Origin of the sequence: Thermoleptolyngbya sichuanensis A183, assembly GCF_013177315.1 — a bacterium.
GTDB lineage: Bacteria > Cyanobacteriota > Cyanobacteriia > Elainellales > Elainellaceae > Thermoleptolyngbya > Thermoleptolyngbya sichuanensis.
The window spans coordinates 1,078,998-1,097,861 of sequence record NZ_CP053661.1 but is presented as its reverse complement, the minus strand read 5'-3'; the positions used below and the strand labels follow the sequence as shown (position 1 = coordinate 1,097,861).

The window sequence follows — 18,864 nt, the reverse complement described above, 5'->3', positions numbered from 1 at the left end:
GCGTGATCGACATCTTGTCGATTTGCGAGTTGATTTGCGATGTGATCTATAAAACATGATTGGTAAATATGGGCAAATATCCAAAAAGACTTAAACACAGGAATTAATAACCGATACTCCTTTTCTGCTTCATCCCTTCATCCCTGCATCCCCGGACTTTCTATGAATCCTCAAGATCTTGTGTCTGATCGTGTTCAGCTTCACTATGCAGTGCAGTTTATTGCAGCAGTGGGTGCAGCACTGGGCAAACCCCAGCCCGATGGGAGCCAGGTGACACTGGATTGGGACGAAGCGCTGTTTGGTTTTATCGGCAAACCAATCCCCGACACGTCAATCCAACTGGTGCTATTGCCCGGTTTGCTGACTAGCGTAATTTTGAAAGATGGAGCAGCGATCGCCTCTTTGCCACTGGCAGGGCAAACCATGCAGCAGGCGCTCGACTGGCACAAAGCAGAACTGGCAAAACTGGGGGTTGCCACCGACTCGATCAAGCTGCTGGAATATCCGCCCGACGATTTCCCCGATCACCTCCTGGCGCACGGAGCCGCGTTCGAGTTTGGCAATTCCGCAGGGCGCGAAGCAGTGGCAGCTTATTTTGCCCAAACGCAACCGCTGCTGGCCAAAATTGTGGCAGAAAACCCAGCAGCGGCGGCGATCGCCATCTGGCCCCACCATTTTGACATGGCCACGCTAATGACCTATGCTGGCTCCACCGAAGCAGACACAAAGTACCTCGGCGTGGGGCTATCGCCAGGCGACCCGTCCTATGGTGAACCCTACTGGTACATTTCGCCTTATCCGTATCCAGAGTTATCTAACCTGCCAGCGCTGGAATCTGGCAATTGGCATACCGATCACTGGGTGGGTGCAGTGCTAAAGGCGACTCAGATTACAAAAGCAGAGGATTTGCCTACCTTTATAGATAGAACGGTTTCTATCGCAAAGCAGATTTTATCGGTTCCTTAGTCTGCCTAGCATAGTTAGCATTAAAGTACGCCGCAAAGCGCTGCGGTTTAGCCATTGCTCTCTTAATGCTCATGATTCCTGAACACCAACGCCTGCTTGAATCGCGCAGCCAAGCGACACCCTGGAAAAAGTGGGGGCCGTATCTCAGCGATCGCCAGTGGGGGACAGTTCGTGAAGACTATAGCGCGGATGGCTCCGCGTGGGACTATTTTTCGCATCAGCAGTCTCACAGCCGCGCCTACCGCTGGGGCGAAGACGGACTACTGGGCATCTCGGACGAAAAGCAGCGGCTTTGTTTTGGGCTAGCACTGTGGAATGGCAAAGATCCGGTGCTAAAGGAGCGCCTATTTGGGCTGACGGGGCCGCAGGGCAATCATGCAGAAGACGTAAAAGAGTACTACTTCTACCTGGACAGCACGCCGACCCATTCTTATCTCAAAGCGCTGTATAAGTATCCCCAGGCAGCGTTTCCCTACGAGCAACTCGTCGCAGAAAACCAGCGGCGCGACAAGTTCACGCCGGAGTTCGAGCTAATCGACACGGGTATCTTTGCTGAAAATCGCTACTTCGACGTGATGGTGGAGTATGCGAAGGCTGCACCGGAGGATATTTTGATTCAGATCTCGGTGACGAATCGCGGCCCAGACCCCGCCCCGCTGCACCTGCTGCCGACGCTGTGGTTTCGCAACACCTGGAACTGGGGTGATGCGGTCGAAAAGCCGGGAATGTACCTGCCGCACCTGGGTCAGAAGGGGCTGGAGAGTATTGCGGCGATCGCCTCTACTCACGCCGATCTGGGGCAACACTGGCTCTATTGCGAAGGAGTGGCGGTGAACGGAGCCGAAATCACGCCGCCTGTTTATTTCACTGAAAACGAGACGAACTACGAAGCGCTGTTTAACGTGGGTAACTCCACACCTTACGTGAAAGATGCCATTCATCGCACCGTGATTCACGGGGAAACGGATGCAGTGAATCCGGAACAGCGGGGCACCAAGTCCGCCGCTCACTACGTTCTGGAAATTCCCGCCGGAGAGACGCGCCAGGTTCGTCTGCGCCTTAGCGATCGCCCGTCTATTAGCCATCCCTTTGGCGCGGAGTTTGACCAGATTTTGGCAGCGCGGGTTCAAGAAGCCGATGAGTTTTATCACAAGGTCAGCCCGTTTCCGATGAATGGCGATCGCCGCAATGTGCAGCGCCAAGCGTTTGCAGGCATGATGTGGAGCAAGCAATATTACCGTTACGATGTCAGTCGCTGGCTCCAGGGCGACCCAAACATGCCCGCTCCGCCTGCCGAACGGCTGCATGGCCGCAACCGTCAGTGGGGACATCTAGATGCCGACGACATCATTTCTATGTGCGACAAGTGGGAATATCCCTGGTTTGCAGCGTGGGATTTAGCGTTCCACTGCATTCCACTGGCCATGATCGATCCTGACTTTGCCAAATACCAGCTCGATATCATGACGCGGGAATGGTACATGCATCCCAACGGGCAAATCCCAGCCTACGAGTGGGCCTTCAATGATGTCAATCCGCCGGTTCACGCTTGGGCAACTTGGCGCGTTTACAAAATCGAGCAGCGGATGTGGGGCGAGGGCGATCGCCAGTTTCTAGAGCGCGTGTTTCAAAAGCTGCTGCTGAACTTTACCTGGTGGGTGAACCGCAAGGACACCGAAGGCAGCAACGTGTTTGAAGGTGGCTTCTTGGGCATGGACAATGTGGGTGTGTTTGACCGCAGCGCCCCGCTGCCCACGGGCGGTTTCCTAGAACAGTCCGACGGCACAAGCTGGATGGCGATGTATTGCCTGAATATGCTCGTTATCGCGCTAGAGTTGGCGCAGAAAAACTCGGTCTATGAAGACATGGCGACCAAGTTTTTTGAGCATTTTGTCTACATTGCTGATGCCATGAACCACATTGGCGGCGGCAAGACGGAGCTATGGGATGAGGAAGACGGCTTCTTTTATGACGTGCTGCATCTGCCCCACGGCGATCGCCTCAAGCTCAAAATCCGCTCGATGGTGGGGCTAGTTCCCCTATTTGCCGTGGAAACGCTGGAGCCAGAGTTGCTGGATAAATTACCCGGCTTCAAGGAACGGCTGGAATGGTTTGAGGAGAATCGCCCAGACCTGAGCCACAATATCGCCAGCTTTACGGCGGAAGGGATGGGGCGGCGGCGACTGCTGGCGGTGGTGCGTCCCGATAAGCTGCGGCGCGTGCTGGATAAGATGCTGGATGAGCGTGAGTTTCTCAGCCCCTATGGCATCCGCTCGCTGTCTCGTCATCACAAAGACAATCCCTATACTTTCTATGCCGATGGCAGCGAATATCGAGTCGCCTACGAAGCGGCAGAATCCACCACTCGCTTATTTGGCGGCAACTCCAACTGGCGCGGCCCGGTGTGGTTTCCAGTGAATTACCTACTGATTGAATCCCTGCAAAAATTTCACCACTACCTGGGGGACGAGTTTCTGGTGGCCTGCCCCACCGGGTCAGATCAGGTTAAAAATCTGTGGGATGTGTCGCTTGATTTGGAGGAGCGCCTTACCCGCTTATTCCTGCAAAACGCAGACGGACAGCGCCCTGTTTTTGGCGGCGCAGAACTCTTCCAGACCGATCCCCATTGGCAGAATCACATTTTGTTCTATGAGTATTTCAACGGCGATAATGGCGCAGGGCTGGGAGCCAGTCACCAGACGGGCTGGACGGGGCTGGTGGCGAAGCTAATTCAGCAGTGTGGACGATATGCGGCAGGGGCTAGGCAGGAGCGCTACTTCTGCTAACGAGCCGCAAACCACACCAGCAAAATCTGAACCACGATGATTTTGATGATGGTGCTGCTGGGAAAGACAATGGCATAGCCCAGTTCGGGTTTGTTGGTGGGGACGGACTTGGCAGCGTAGGCCAGGATCGCCGGATTGCCCGTCACGCCAGCTACAATGCCCAGCGCCTCGTCAAAGGATACTCGAAATAGCCCACAGCCTAGCATAAAGGCGGCCACCACGATGGCGGCGGTCATGGCCGCGCCCACGCCCACCAGTTGCAGGCCCGTGCTGCTGAGGGTGGAGAAGAATGCCGGAGCCGATCGCATTCCCACCACAGCCAGAAACAGCGTCAGCCCAAAATTTCGCAGCGTCAGATTGGCTGAAGGTGGAATTGTCCAGTTTAAATGACCGATGCGGCCGCGCCAGCCCAGCAGCAGCGACACAATCATCGCACCCCCAGCTGCGCCAAAGGTGAACGTCCCCAGCCCCGGCAGCGGAAACGGAATCAGCCCAAACAACACGCCCAGCACCATGCCCAGCCCCAGCGCCAGGTAGCTGACTTCGGCCGTGCTGCGGGCAGAGTTGCCAAAAAACTGACGCACGGCAGAATGGCGATCGCGCTCGGCCACCGCCCAAATGCGATCGCCCGCCTCCAGCACCAGCCCCGGATGCGGATAGAGCGTTGCGTCCCCCCGCTGCACGGAAAGGATGGTGCAACCCGGATGCTCGCCCAAGTTTAGCGCCCCCAGCCGATGCCCAATGACGCTGTGCTTGGAGACATACACATCCAGGTCGTCTAGCTCGGTGTGGTCAGGAATAATCTGCGACGGGGCAACATCGCCAATCGTGCGGCAAGCTTGCTTGAGCGCGTCGCCCTTGGCCCCAAGCAGCAGCAGCGCATCACCCGTTTGCAGGCGCAGGTTCGGGCGCGGCATTCGGTTATGACCATTTTGGCGCACGGCGACCACTTGCACCTCGTCGGGAAATTGCGCCGTCACCTCCGACAGATACTTTCCCACCGCTGCCGGATGGCTGACCAGCGCCTCCACCTCCTCTACGCCCCGTGAGGTGGGAACCTCGACTCGCGGCCGCAGGAGCCGCTGCGCCAGATACATCCCCAAAATCGGCCCCAGTACGCCAAACGGATAGGCCACGCCGTAGCCCACTGCGGGCAGGTCACCTCCGACCTTGTCGGCCACAGACTGTAGCGCCGCTGTATTGACCATCGCCCCCGTGAATAGGCCCGCTCCCAGCGCCGGGTCGAGCCGCAGCCAGGACATCAGCAGCGCCGTCACCAATCCTGCCGCCAGCACGCTCAGCAGGGCGATCGCATTTTGGCAGCGACCGCTAGGGCTGAGCAGCCCTTCCACGAAAGGTTTGCCGTACTGAATGCCGATGCCGTAGAAAAATAAAATCAGCCCAACGGTGCCGACTAGCGCAGGCGGCGCAGCATCCTGTGCAACCGCACCCATCGCCAGCCCGACAAACAGCACCGCCCCCACGCCCAGGCTAAATCCGGCGATCGCCACTTCGCCCACCGCATAGCCCAACGCAATTACCAGAAACAGCGTCAGAATTGGCTGACCGCTGAGAAACGCCCACAATCCTTCCACGGCTGCCTCCAGAACAGAAGAGAAGTCCAAGCCACGCTCACTCTTCTTTTCATACCGCCTTTTCCTGGTTCGCTGTCGTCTTCCAAATTACGCTGGAGGCATTTGGGCGTATTTGAATGCAATTGGGGGCGATCGCGCTTGATGACCAGGCTTTTGCGATCTGTAAAATATTGAAGTGCGATCGCTGACACCTTGCTTCGTGTTTCTGATCACAAAATCAGGTGATTTTAAGCGGTTTTAGCTCACAGTAATAGAGTCAACCTTGTGAGCAACCGGATTACCAATAGTTCCCATTCTTGCAGCACTGGCCATACGATATTCATCCCAATCAAAAAAGATTGGCTGCTTGGATGCTTTGCAAAGATAACCGCGATTCTCGCAGGCAGAGCCACGGGTGCGACCGCCAAAAGCCTTATTCAATCTTGGATTAGCAATCCAAAATCTCAAATCCAAAATCCAAAATCGATATACTCTATTCGCAAAAATCAGGAATTGATATCACAATGCGCCGTATCAAATCCTGTTTTGAATCAACAAACTTCCGCACAACTTCGGAATTGTCTCTTTCTAGATTGAAGGAACAAATAGTGTTCCCCTCGCTTCGCTGCAAAGACGTAATTCATTCGGTTAATGCACTCGAGATAAGCATGACATATCCAAAATGGCTCTTAGCTGGTGCAGTTTCAACCATTGTCCTTTCATCAGCACCGGTCAGGCGTTGATCAAAATTCAATCTCTGTAACGCCAACAAACCCTTGTCAATTGCCGGATTGCCCCCAATTTGGCTCTATCAAGGGCGCTGGATATTGCTGGATATTGTACTTGTCATCTGGCAAAGGCCGTGCCTGCCCTGCAATGCTGCGTCTGGACAGTGTTTTGCGTGTTTGCAAGCTGAGCGAGAATCTGCACTTTACCTGTCAAATCCTTACTTCAAGCAACAGGAGACAAGCCCCCATGTCTATCCTCGAACGGAATTTTGTCAAAGTGTATGAACCCTCTAGTGCCGCCGCCAGATCTGCACAAAAGACCTATGTCTATACGACTATGGTGCGCCATAACGGAACGGTGATTGCCTTTGCGATGGATAGCGATCGCCATATCTATTACACAGTTCTTGATATGGAGCGCTCTGGTGTTTCTACCTCCCTCGACAGTGCATTTTGGGATATTGAGCCAAAGGAACTGATCTTTCCTGATGAACTGGCGATCGTTGGCAAATCGGCAGCGGGGACGCAGCGGATGCCGCTCGTCAATCGACATGGCGTTGCGCTGCCTGCTGGAACATTAATCGAACCCAAAGAGCGAGACAGCTTTCAATCTACTACGGCACGATTAAGCGCATCTCTGCCGAACGGCAGTCTGAATGGATTTCGACCGTTTCAGGTTCTTTCAGACGAACAGCATGTGTATGTCTTTCGTCAGTCGGCGGCACGGGATGCGTCCGATATGGTGTGGCGAACCAGCGCCCATGGCGAAGTCCTGAAAGATGCTCAGGGGCGGCCGATTCCTGTAGTGGACAATACGCTGCTGATGGATCGGTTTGTATTCACAGGTGGGCAACTCCAGCCCAAGCTAGAGGTGCGCTATCAGCGTAGCCGCCGCAAAGATTCGCCCGCCAGCCGCAAGGACGGATTGGGCTACGAAGATCTGGAAAAGAAAGCCTTTTACGAGCCAACTCAAACGCTTGACTTTGTTCGCAATTTAACGAACGGCTGGTTTACAGTGCTGCTGCTGCCGACGGCGATTCCCGATGTGCAGCGCTGGCAAATCTTTGCCTACAACCGAGTGACCCAGCGGTTTGATTCTTTTAACATCGAGCGATCGCCCAATGGCTCTTTCAACACCCGCGGCACGCAGTATTACACCAGTCCCAAGCCAGAGCATCAGCAGAGCGTATTCGAGCGGCAGCCAGGAACCTGTCCCTTTTCGGGCGAACCGCTGATTCCGCTGCTGAGTCAATCGGGGTTTGCCGAATCGGCCCTGCTGCTGGATGGGGTAGATGATGCCGTGGCGGTGCGCTCCAGAGATCGGCTGAACTTGCCCGGTGCCAACGGCTTTACGCTGGAGATGTGGCTGCTAGCTGACCCCGCACAAATTAGCGAAGCCAACCCAGATGAGGCCCCCACTGCCCAGTTCAACATTTTGGAAAAAGGCGCGGGCCGCGGCGAATGTCCCTATGCGCTGCGCTATCTGAGCAATGGCAAACTCGGCTTCTTCCGCACGGACGGGCAAAGGACGCTGGCGCTGATATCCGAAGTAGCGCTAACGGATGGTCAGTTTCATCATGTGGCGGTGGTGCGGACGGCTACGCCCCGCGCTGACCAGGAACACACCGAGTTGCCCACGATTACGCTGTATATTGACGGGGTGGCCGCAGGCACGGTTGACGATGACTTGTCCCGCGCTCTGATTAACGATGACCCGCTGTTCCTCGGCAACCGCACGGCCCAGGGCGATCACTTCAAAGGACAGATCGACGAGTTGCGGATCTGGAGCCGAGCGCGATCGCCCCGCGAACTAGAGATCGAGCGGCATCACCGACTGGTGGGCAATGAGCTAGATCTGGTGGGCTACTGGCGCTGCGACGAGGGCACGGGTACGGTGCTGTATGACCAGACGGATTTTGCCCAGCACGGGCAGATCACAGGCAGCGAGCATCCCTGGATCAAGTCGGAAGCGCCCGTGGGCGAGCATCCGGGCATTCGTCGTTCTAGCTTTGCCTTTCAAGATCGCGCGGTTACTGCTGGCTGCACGGCGCTGTTTTATTACCAGCAGGAACCCGCAGGGGTGGGCTATGTCGCGGAGGAAAAGAAGCCGATCAAGCGCAACGGCCGCGTCATGTTTGCCGTGCCGACGGAAGATCGCTCCACCGACACCGCCGCCAAACCGCTGATCGCCGTGCTGGATTTTGCCGTGTCGCGGGATGGCAACCTGGCACAGGTGCCCGACCTGCTCAACCTGAAACAGCTCGAAGCCGTCAAAATTGGCGATCGCACGCTGAGCGACACCCTGGAAGAATATAGCCAGCTCCAGCAAGACGTACAGCGCTGGACGAGTGAGCGCATCGCCAAACTCAGCACGTTGAAAAACATCGAGGCAGAGCTGGCGGAGGCTCCCATTTGCACGGGAGAACTGGATGCTTACAGCGAAACGATTAACGGGCGGACTTACTACAAGCTGCTGTATGTGGGCAAGACGGCGACTCAGGGCGCAGCCTTTGTCTTCGACCGCGATGGCAACCTGACCGAGCAGCCCATCCGACCGATTGCCGAACTGTTCCATCCCCGGAATTTCCCGGCTGAATGGACGGGGTTGGATACCCTCGTCACCTTTGGCGAACTCAACAACTGCTACCTCTTTAGAGGTGCAGCCTGTAAACCCTGGGTTAACCTGATCACACCGTCCAGCACGCCACATCACATCTCGTCAATTCAGGAGGCGTTTAGTCTCAAACCTGATGAAAGCGATTGGGCGCTGGGCATCGATGCAGCAGTCAGAGGGCACGAACAGGTTTTCTTCTTTCGGGGCGATCGCTGGCTTCGCTTTACGGGCTGGAATGCTCCCGTTGGGGAAGTCCACACCGGGTATCGCACCACCGGCCGCATTCACGACCATTTTCCAGGTTTCCCAACTGAGTGGACTCGCGTAGACGGCGTGGTGCATCGCGCTGGAACCGGAGACTTTTTCTTCTTCAAGGGCAACCAATACGTCAAGCTCCGCTTTAGCGACCTTGCGGTAAACAGCTTGCCGTATGAAGTGCCACCTGTAGCACCGCTGCATTACGAAAACCTGCGAGATGAAGGACTGGGGTATCTGGTCACCTTCTACAACGCAGCCACCACAGCCTTGCAGGCAGAGCGCGATCGCCTGCGACGTGAAATCAGCTTCCTGGAAAGCCAGCTTGCCGACGGCATCCCCACGCTCAGATACCTGCGCCTGGTGATGCACGAGTTTGGGCAAGACAACCCGCTGCCGATGCCGTTTGTCTGCGCCGATCCGACCGGACTCACTGTGTCGGGAGCCGTGCTGGGCTTTGCCTGGACGAAGGACACGCCGCTCTTGTTTGAAAGCGTCACGGGTCGCCTCAGCCTGTATTACCGGGGCACCAGCAACCAGTTCTTTGCCGCGTATTACGACGTGGTGACGGGTCGCGCCAGCTTTAGCCAGCCCGAAACGCCGGGATTGCGCTGGATCGCCCGCTCTGCTGGGGCCGCCCTCGACAGTAGCCAGATCACTATCACAGCAGAGGATGCCGACACCTGCACCGTGGCAATTCAAAACGCGGCGACGAGTATCCAGGAAAAATGGCAGCGGGTGCCGCGCGATCGCGCTCAGTTTGTCGCCGTGCTAAACGGCATGGCGCGTCCGGTTTATCTCGGCAAGCTCACCGAAGCCTTATCCGGCAGCGTCGCCCAGTTTGACCTGGAGAGCGCCGCAACGCATTCCCTCAAGGCGGGCGACACCCTGCTGATCGGCAGCGGCAAGACCAAAGCTGTCGTGCAGGCGGCGCAATCCATGCTGCCCAAGGGCGAGGTTCCGGGCTTCCAGGGGCGATCGCTCTCGTTCAACGGCTCTAGCGATTTTGTCGAGCTGACCACCGCCGAGGCGCTGGGCCTGCCCAACCGCAGCTTTACGGTGGAAGCGTGGATTAACCTGGCAGCCGACGCGCCCAGAGATTGTCCTGTGTTGGGGAGCGCGGCTCCTCGCGCGGCGCTGCGGGCGCTGCACCTAACGATCCGCGATCGCCGGCCGTATCTGGGCTTCTTTGGCGAGGCCAACGACCTCAGCAGCCCCATCGTGCTACAGCCAGAGCGCTGGTATCACGTTGCTTGGCGCTACGACAGCATAGCCCGCACCCAGTCCATTCTGGTGAATGGGCAACTGGTGGCCACGGCGACGAACCGCAGTGCGCTGCTGGGCGGCGGGCCGCTATTCATGGGGCAGTGGAATGGCGATCGCCACTTCAAAGGGCAAATCGGCGAACTCCGCATCTGGAACGAAGCCCGCAGCGAAGCCGACATCGCTGCCGGAATGCGCCGCGTGCTGAACGACCCCACCGGAGCCGCCTGGCAAACGCTGGCAGGAAGCTGGCGATTCGTGCTGCGGGAGGGTCGTCTGGTTGCCCAGGACGATTCGCGCCATCAGCGCCACGGCAGGGTGTTGGGCAGTCCTGCTCTGCGCCGGGTCAATTCGCAGATGATGCAGGTGCAAATCGACCCTGTAACGCTGGCGTGCAAAGCTGACGAGGGCGTGTATCTGCTGCCCTACGACTACGACGCTCATGCCCAGGTCAACCAGATTGCGCGATCGCTCCAGGATGGGTCGCTGCTGTTTTTGGTGGATGCGGGCAATGAACCGGAGCCAGTGCAGCCAGGAACCGCTGTCCTCAGCGATGACACCCTCAGCAACCGCTGGGTCGCCGATGCCTATGGCTATGCGCTCTCCTTCGATGCGGCTGCTCGCCCCGTGACGACGACACAGCGGCTAGCGGATTATCAAACCGAAGCCAACCTGACGATAGAAGCTTGGGTGAAGCACAGCGCGTTTCCCAAGGGCTTTACGGAAATCCTGAAGCATCAGTCGGGGTCGCCGTCTACCCGCTATCGCCTGGGCATTAGCCACGACCTGGATGCGCTCCGAGAAAATGCGCCGATCTATCGCGTGTTTGCCGAAGTGGGCGGCAAATTGGTCTACACCGACCCGATGGCATCCGCTAATCAGTGGCAGCATCTTGCGGCAGTGTTTGAGCAGGCCCACGCGCTAAGGTTTAAGGCGGGCGATCGCCTGGATTGTGGCAGCGATACAACGCTGGAACTGGCGGGCGACCTGACGATCGAGGCTGTCATTCGGCTGGATGATTTGGCTCAGCCCCAGGGCATTTTGACCAAAGGTAAGATACAAGACGGCAGTGATGATGACTGTACTTATTCTCTGTCAGTGAACAAAGAAGGGAAGCTTGTTTTCGCCTTTGAAGACAACCAGGATTCACCCGAAAATCACTTCCTAAAGTCCTCATTTTCACTCCAGCCGAATCAGGTCTATCATGTCGGCGTGACGCGCCAGCACCGTACTGAAACCGCTCAAGGTAATGCTCAAGTGAGCATCAATCAATGGTATGAATTCCATTTCTATGCACGCAGCCAGGACGGCGTGCAGTATGAGATTTGGAAATCTGTCAGCAAGGCGGAAAATCCAGAGCGGTTTGAGGGAACCATCGGCAGCGGTAGTCAGCCCCTCGAAATCGGCTGGGCTGTTTGCCAGACTGACCCGCGAGATGCCACAAAGATGGCCGCTCACTCGTTCCGGGGAGAACTGGGCGAGGTGCGCCTGTGGAGCCGTGCTCTCACTGCCTCGGAATTGGGCAAAGCGATCAAGGGCCGCGAAAAGGGGCTGGTCGGCTGGTGGCAACTGGAGGAAAACCAGAGGGCGATCGCCCAAGACTCTAAGGGCACAAATCACGCCACGATCTACGGCGCACGCTGGGTGCAGAGCAGCGACCCAGAAGCCTCGCGTCTGCGGCTCTATCTCAACGGCGATGTCGTGATGACCTATGTCTGGAGCGCCAGCAACACGCCCTATGCCTGGAGCCGTCAAAAGCCACCCTTTGAGGGTACACCTGGATTTTCGCTGGGTACGGATGCAAGCGCTCCGACCGCTAACCCAGCGTTGCAGCGCCACGCCTTCACAGGCGAACTAGATGAAGTCCGCATTTGGAAAGTCGCCCGCACGCTGGAGCAAATCCAGGACAATCTGTTCCGCCCCATTGCAGGCGATTTTGAACAGCTCCTTGCCTACTATCACGCCAGCGAAGTGGGCAACACACTGCAAGATGGCTCTGGGCGCGGGCTGCATCTAGCGATTCCGGGCACTGCGCCCAACTCGCCGCTGACGGACGCAACACTGGCTTACTTTGCCCTGTCTACGGCCCCCGTCAGCACAGAAACCGCCCAGGTTCGCAGCGCCCTGGCCCAGGTCAAGACCGACTTTCATGACGTGCTGACGAATGCGCCTGCGGTGCAGGAATACGGCGATATGCAATCCGATTCGGCGGGCAACCTGATAGGCGTGATGAAGCGCTGCTACGCCTACATCCGCAACGGCCAGTGGCGACTGCTAACGGGCTACAAGGTCGGTGATCTGGAACTAGAGTGGGTGGGACAGGCGCAGTATGACCCGCAGCTCATCGGCTTTATCGAGGGTGCGCCGCCCGTGCCCAGCGAAAACCTGACGGTGCGCGATACCTACGAAAAGGTCAGCACGGTGGAACTCACCGAAGCCGACCAGATGATGTATACCTACGCCAATACGCGCGATCGCAGCTACAAAACTGCCCTCAATATGAAGCTCGGTGCTGGCTTCAAGGTGAAAAATGAAGCTGGATTTGGGCTGGTGGTGGAAACTGTCAACACGAACCTGGTGCTGGGCATTAAGGGCAATATGGAAACCAACACAAGCTGGCTGCAAAACAGTACCGTCAGCTTTGGCAAAACCACGAACACCCTCAGCCGCCTGACTGCTCAGGGAGACTGGGAAGAGGCTGCCCACCCCCGCTATCCTGAACTGGGCAGGCGCTATGTGCCGAAAAACGTCGGCTTTGCGCTGGTACAGTCGGAAACAGCGGATGTGTTTGTGATGCGGCTGAAGCATCGCGACCCGGCACGGCGGGTGACGGTAGCTCTGCGGATGCAACCCAACCCCGACATTCCCAAAGACTGGAACGTGATCATGTTCCCCATGAATCCGAAGTATGTGAAACAGGGAACGCTGGACGGGCGCGTGGGGCTGAATGCGGATGCGGTGGATTATCCCAACACCACCGACTCCAGCCCCGACCGCAGCTACTTCAAGCCAATCGAAGCCTATGCCCTAAAGCAGCGCATCGAGCGGGAGCAGAAGGAGCTAGAGGCCGACTATCGCAGCTATGACGTGGAACCTGCGGGCAAAAAGGGCATGGCGCGAGGGACACCCGTTCTTCCCCTAGTGGGAACCAGCATTGGTGCAGCGATCGAGGGCGGCATTGCCCTGAATCAGGAAGATAAGCTGCCCGAACTGACCCGCCGCAACCTATTCAACACCTATGTCTGGACGGCCGACGGCGGGCTGTTTGCCGAAACGCAGCAGTTTATGGAGACCCAGCAAGAGGTGATTGGCGGCACATTCTCGGTGTCGGGTCAGATTGGGGGCTATATGGACTTCAACACGGCGATCGCCGGAATGGCGGTCAACTTTGAGCTAGAGTCCTTCTGGGGCGGCAGCCAGACCCTCACCAAGACCAGGACCAGCGCTTCCCAGCGATCCTTCGGGGTGACGGTGGATCTGGATGTGGAGCGCAACATCCAGGTCGCCAACCCGCAGCAGGCAGAACGGTTGGGTCTGTCGCTGTATGATGCCAAGGGCGATCGCGCCAAGTGTCCTGGGAAGGTCGATGGCTATCGGTTCATGACGTTCTATCTAGAGCCGAGCCAGGAACACTTTAAGGACTTTGAAAACAAGGTGCTCGACCGGGCCTGGCTGGAACAGAGCAACGATCCGAATGCGATCGCCCTGCGCCAGTCCATCCAGCAGAAGGTCGGCAAGCCCTGGCGCGTGATGCACCGCGTCACCTACGTCAGCCGCGTCTTGCCCCGGTATGGCTCTCCCGCCGCCACGCCCGCCGAAGACACGCTGCGAGCCGCCAACATCGAAAGCAACTGGGAACTGATCAAACGATTGGAGCCCTACGTGCAGTCAAAAACACGCAGCTATGGCGATCTGGCAGATGCAATTCGTGAGGTCATTTCTCGGTTCATGCCAGAACTGGCCAGCGCCGAGAGCTACATCATTGAATATATGAGCCGCTACTACCAGGTGTTCCCGGATTCGGTGCTGCAAAGCCAGGTGCAATAAGCGACTCCTGGCAACCAACTGCCTGAGGATTCTGTAAATCGTGGGGTGTGCTGTTCGCTTTCAGAGCGGCACACCTTTTTTGATTCACGCATCGAGTAAGTATGTTCCATTTGCGTCAGGACTTACGCACTTGCGATAAGTTTTCTAGGGTTTGGAAGATTTCTCGCGGGCTGCGCCCGCGAGAAATCTTCCAACTGCGTAAGTCCTATGTGTGTTGGCGGGGTGATCGGCTGCAATTAATGAAACGCGATTTGCAGAATAGATAGGTCATCGCTAAAAGTAGACACGCCACCCTGACTGCGAACCGCTTGCAGCAAAAGATCGAGATTTGGGATAGTTGCACCGTTGGGTGCATAGTTAGACAGAGTGTTGATAAACGGATGCAGTCCCCAAGTGGGCTGACCCGCAGAACTGGGCAAGTCATAGATGCCGTCGCTGAAGATATACAGCAGGCTGCCGGGGGGAATGTTGCAGCGATCGCTCTCAAAAACCGTATCGGGCATCATGCCAATTGGCACCCGACGCATCCCCAGCAGACAGGTTTCAGGCGGTTTATCGGGCTGGGGCAGCAGTCGTCCCGGCATCAGCACGGCGGGTGGATGTCCGGCGCAGGCGTAGGTGAGCTGCCGCTTGATCCTGTTGTACACGCCATACCAGATAGTGAAGTACTTGTCGTGCTGGCTATCCATTTGAAACGCTTCGTTCAGCGCCCGCAGCACGACGTGGGGCTGGTAAAAGTTGACATTGGGCAACGACTGCGATCGCAGCAGGTTTAGCACCGTAATCGACGGCAGCGCCGCACCCAGTCCGTGCCCCGACACATCTAGCAAATACATCGCCAGATAGTCTGGGTCGAGCCAAAAATAGTCAAAACAGTCGCCCCCAAGCTGGCTAGAGGGAATAAAGCGGCTGTCGATTTCAATGTCGCCCGTCGCTGGGTCTGGGAGGAGCGATCGCACGTAGGAGGCGGCTTCCGATAGCTCCTTTTCGAGCAGGCGCTTTTGGGTTTGCAAATCTTCACTCAGCAAGTGCAGCCGCAGCCCCGCCCGCACCCGCGCCTGAAGCTCATTAATTTCAATCGGTTTCGCCAAAAAATCATCCGCGCCCGTATCCAAGCCCTGAATTCGATCTTCCACAGCGCTCTGGGCAGTGAGTAAGATGAAGAAAGTAGTGGACAGATCTGGGTTTGCCTTGACCCGGCGGCAGACTTCTAGCCCGTCTAGTCCTGGCATCACCCAATCCGACACGATCAGCGCCGGCCGCAGCTTCTCGGCTAGCGCCAGCCCAGTCTCCCCATCATCTGCGATCGCAACCTCATATCCTTGGGATTGCAGCGCTTTTTTTAGCACCGTTTGAATAATTGAGTCGTCGTCGATGATAAGAATCTGCGGCATGGGAAGACTAGGGCTAGAGCAATGACACCTTGACGATAGTTATTAAGATAAGCGTTTATGTCGTCCTCTTCCGGCTTCACCTCCCAAGAGACGAGGATTTCCTGCGAAGTCTCACCCGCTCGATCGGCTCCTCGATCGACTCAGTTGACCATGCTCCGGAGCGAGCAGATCCAGGTCGATACGCAGCTCAACGAGCTAAATCATGTCTTGGCCTGGTTTGACGGTCTGCGATGCGCGGGTATTCCAGAGCTAGTCTGGCTACAATGTCAGCTTGCGCTGGCCGAAGGCTTTACCAATGCCGTCCGCCATGCCCATCGCAACCGTTCGCCAGACACCCCGATCGAAATTAGCGTCACGATTTTCAAAGAGTTTCTAGAAATCCAGATTTGGGACTGTGGCCCGACATTTAACTTGCGAAAAATGCTGGAGGCGATTCCAGATGAGGTAGACCGGGATGCCGCAGGCGGTCGGGGTCTGCTGTTGATGAAAAAAACAGCAGACGTTCTAGACTATCGGCGATCGCCCGATCAGCGGAACTGCCTCCTTTTTGTGAAACATTACACCCGGCAAGACTTAGCCAGACCAGACTAGAGCAGCCTCAACGCATCAGTTCCCCAGCACCGTATGAGTGACCTCCCCGCAATGTGCGATCTCCCAGCGCCGTATGGTCTGGTGCTGACGACGGCTGCTTCTCGCACCGAAGCAGAGGCGCTCGCCCGCGCCCTAGTCGCCGAACGGCTGGCGGCCTGCGTCAGCCTGTTTCCCGTCCATTCGGTCTACACCTGGCAGAATACCTTGGAGCAGCAAGACGAGTGGCAGCTTGTGATCAAGACTGACCTAACCCTGTTTCCAGCCCTCGAAACCAAAATCCGGGAACTCCACAGCTACGACGTTCCCGAAATCATCGCGCTGCCGATCGCAGCCGGATCAGCAGACTATCTCAACTGGTTAGGAGCATCAGTTAGCCCCCTGTCGCCCCTATCGAGGGTCAGCCTTCAGAATCAGGACGACAAGTCAGAACGCTAAAACTTCAGACCACTAAAAGCGAAAACCACTAAAAGCTCAGAACACCATGCAGAGCACTGAGCGCAGTTTGTCGAACCTTGGGAAAACCAGAGGAATGCGATAAACTGAAAGATAAGTGCCCAAAGCTTTGTGTACACGGCAATGGCGGTTCATCAGCACCATCATCAGCGCTGCATCGGCGGTCTATAGTCGTTGCAGTATGTGTGAGTGCAGGTGCGTCTCTAGCGCTTTCTGGCTCTGATACTGATTAGACAGAACTCAATGGCATTTTCTTCATCGGTTGCGGTTCGAGAACTCCCCCTCTTCCCCCTTTCAGAGGTTGTTCTGTTTCCGGGGCGGCGACTCCCCCTCCACATTTTTGAATTCCGCTACCGAATTATGATGAACACAATCCTCCAGAGCGATCGCCGCTTTGGAGTGCTGATGGTCGATCCTGCGGATGGTCGCGTCGCGAGCGTGGGGTGCTGCGCTGAAATCACCAACTTCCACCGGATGCCCGACGACCGCATGAAGATTATGACCGTGGGGCAGCAGCGCTTTCGAGTGTTGGATTATGTGCGCGAAAAGCCCTATCACGTTGGTCTAGTCGAGTGGATCGAAGACCATCCCACCGAGCGAAACCTCCACTCTCTTAGCATTGAGGTGGATCAGCTTTTGCGAGACGTGGTGCGGCTCTCTGCGAAGCTGACCAATCAGGAAATCGAAGTGCCTGACGATATTCCAGATTTGCCGCTAGAACTGTCTTACTGGGTCGCCAGCAATCTATACGGCGTAGCTCAGGAGCAGCAGGCGTTGCTAGAACTGCAAGACACGGCGGCTCGTCTGGAGCGAGAAGCGGAGATTTTGACCTCTACTCGTAGCCACCTTGCCGCCCGGACTGCGCTGAAGGATGCCCTGCGCTTCGATGGCTAGGTCAATTTCGGGTTAGCGCTTTTGGGTCTGCCAGCTTTATCGCAACTCGCTTGTTTGCCTCGCTGAAAGCTCAAAGTCTAAAGCTCAAACCTATTGTCCCAAATACACCACCCCAGGCAAGATAGGGATTGGCTCAGCCACGCTAGCAAGCCAATTTAGCAAGCCAATTTAGCAAGTCACTTTAGCAATGGAGTAGCTGCCCAGCAGTTTCAGGGTTTCGGTGTGCTGGGTTAGCTCTTGGAGAGCCTGCTGAACCGTTGGATCGTCTGCGCTGGCTTCGATGTCAATAAAAAAGACGTAATCTCCGAGCGATCGCTTGCTGGGTCGAGACTCGATGCGGCTCAGGTTTAGGTTGCGGGTCGCAAAGACCTGGAGCGGCGTGACCAGTGCGCCAGGGATATTGGCAGGGACGCTGAAGGCCAGGGAGGTATGGGTGCCGCCGGGGGATGGCGTTACTCCCAAGACCCAAAAGCGAGTGCAGTTGTCGGGATAGTCGTTGATCGGGTAGCTCAGCACGGGTAAATTGTAGAGCTTGGCGGCGCGGCGAGAGGCGATCGCCCCCGACTGGGGTTCTTGCTCCAGTTTGTGGAGCGCTTCGGCATTAGAGCTAGCAGGGATCAACCGCACCTCCGGCAGCATCCGTTCCAGCCAGCCCTGACACTGGGCGAGGGCCTGCGGATGTGCATACACCGTTTGCAGGGATGCCAGATCGGGGGCGCGGGAGATGAGCGCGTGGTCAATCGGCAGCACGATCGCCCGCTGGATCTGCAAGGAATTCATCTGCCAGAGCGTATCCAGCGTGGTGGTCACGCTTCCTTCAATGGAGTTTTCGACTGGCACGACCGAAAGCTGGGTTTCCCCGCTCTCGGTGGCCCGCAGCGTTTTTGGAATGCTGGAATAGGGACGCAGTTCGCTCGACAGCCCGGACGTGCTTTCTAGCCATGCGCGACAGGCGATCGCCGCATCTTCGGCATAGGTTCCGGCTGGCCCAAGATGAGCAATCAAGATAGTCATATGGTGTCCAGTAGAAATCTCAGCATTCCCTGTAAAACCTCCGTATACTACCTATAGTCAAGGTAGATTTCTGGGAAAAGCTGTAAAATTTGTTTAAGGGATAGCCAACACGCTTGTTTGCAGCTTCATATTGCTTCAGGATGAACTTAGCTGACGCAAATGAACCCACGAGTCAATCGCCCAGTCTCTCTCCCAGCAAGCGCCCAGTTAGGCATGAATTTTGGCGATTCCCGAATGGTTCAGGCAGAGTGCTATGAAAGGCTATGCAAGCTCTGGGGTATTGTT

At 56.6% G+C, this 18,864-nt stretch carries 9 protein-coding genes; 6 read left to right on the top strand and 3 right to left on the bottom strand.

The window, feature by feature from the left end; all coding sequences use genetic code 11:
- The first annotated feature begins 180 nt into the window (after window positions 1–180).
- Both HPC62_RS04700 and HPC62_RS04695 read left to right on the top strand, forming a co-directional pair.
- Window positions 181–966 carry a hypothetical protein gene (locus HPC62_RS04700; protein WP_172353973.1) on the top strand — a complete coding sequence of 262 codons (786 nt, stop codon included), beginning with the start codon at window positions 181–183 and terminating at the stop codon, window positions 964–966.
- 71 nt (window positions 967–1,037) lie between these two features.
- A complete protein-coding gene (locus HPC62_RS04695) occupies window positions 1,038–3,752 on the top strand; it encodes an MGH1-like glycoside hydrolase domain-containing protein (protein ID WP_172353971.1) in 2,715 nt (904 codons plus the stop codon).
- Here the strand turns inward: HPC62_RS04695 and HPC62_RS04690 are convergent.
- Window positions 3,749–5,347 carry an aspartate:alanine exchanger family transporter gene (locus HPC62_RS04690; protein ID WP_172353970.1) on the bottom strand — a complete coding sequence of 533 codons (1,599 nt, stop codon included), beginning with the start codon at window positions 5,345–5,347 and terminating at the stop codon, window positions 3,749–3,751. The two genes, HPC62_RS04695 and HPC62_RS04690, sit on opposite strands and share 4 nt — an antisense overlap.
- A gap of 954 nt (window positions 5,348–6,301) precedes the next feature.
- Here HPC62_RS04690 and HPC62_RS04685 point away from each other — a divergent pair.
- Entirely contained in the window at window positions 6,302–14,233 is a 7,932-nt protein-coding gene (locus HPC62_RS04685) for a LamG-like jellyroll fold domain-containing protein (RefSeq protein ID WP_172353969.1), read from the top strand.
- A 236-nt stretch (window positions 14,234–14,469) separates the two neighbouring features.
- Here the strand turns inward: HPC62_RS04685 and HPC62_RS04680 are convergent, their stop codons facing one another.
- A complete protein-coding gene (locus HPC62_RS04680; protein ID WP_172353968.1) occupies window positions 14,470–15,627 on the bottom strand; it encodes a PP2C family protein-serine/threonine phosphatase in 1,158 nt (385 codons plus the stop codon).
- A 57-nt stretch (window positions 15,628–15,684) separates the two neighbouring features.
- Between HPC62_RS04680 and HPC62_RS04675 the strand changes: the two genes are divergently transcribed.
- From HPC62_RS04675 to HPC62_RS04665, 3 genes are all read left to right on the top strand, one after another.
- Window positions 15,685–16,218 carry an ATP-binding protein gene (locus HPC62_RS04675; RefSeq protein WP_225906737.1) on the top strand — a complete coding sequence of 178 codons (534 nt, stop codon included), beginning with the start codon at window positions 15,685–15,687 and terminating at the stop codon, window positions 16,216–16,218.
- 51 nt (window positions 16,219–16,269) lie between these two features.
- Window positions 16,270–16,653 (top strand): divalent-cation tolerance protein CutA, encoded by a 384-nt coding sequence (cutA, locus tag HPC62_RS04670; protein ID WP_172358779.1) that lies wholly within the window; start codon window positions 16,270–16,272, stop codon window positions 16,651–16,653.
- Window positions 16,654–16,914: 261 nt separating this feature from the next.
- On the top strand, window positions 16,915–17,565 hold the full coding sequence (locus HPC62_RS04665; protein ID WP_068511235.1) for an LON peptidase substrate-binding domain-containing protein: 651 nt from the start codon (window positions 16,915–16,917) through the stop codon (window positions 17,563–17,565).
- A 168-nt stretch (window positions 17,566–17,733) separates the two neighbouring features.
- Here HPC62_RS04665 and pheA read toward each other — a convergent pair whose 3' ends face one another.
- Window positions 17,734–18,579: a prephenate dehydratase gene (gene pheA / locus HPC62_RS04660; RefSeq protein WP_172353967.1), complete on the bottom strand. Its 846-nt coding sequence runs from the start codon at window positions 18,577–18,579 to the stop codon at window positions 17,734–17,736.
- Window positions 18,580–18,864: the final 285 nt, after the last annotated feature.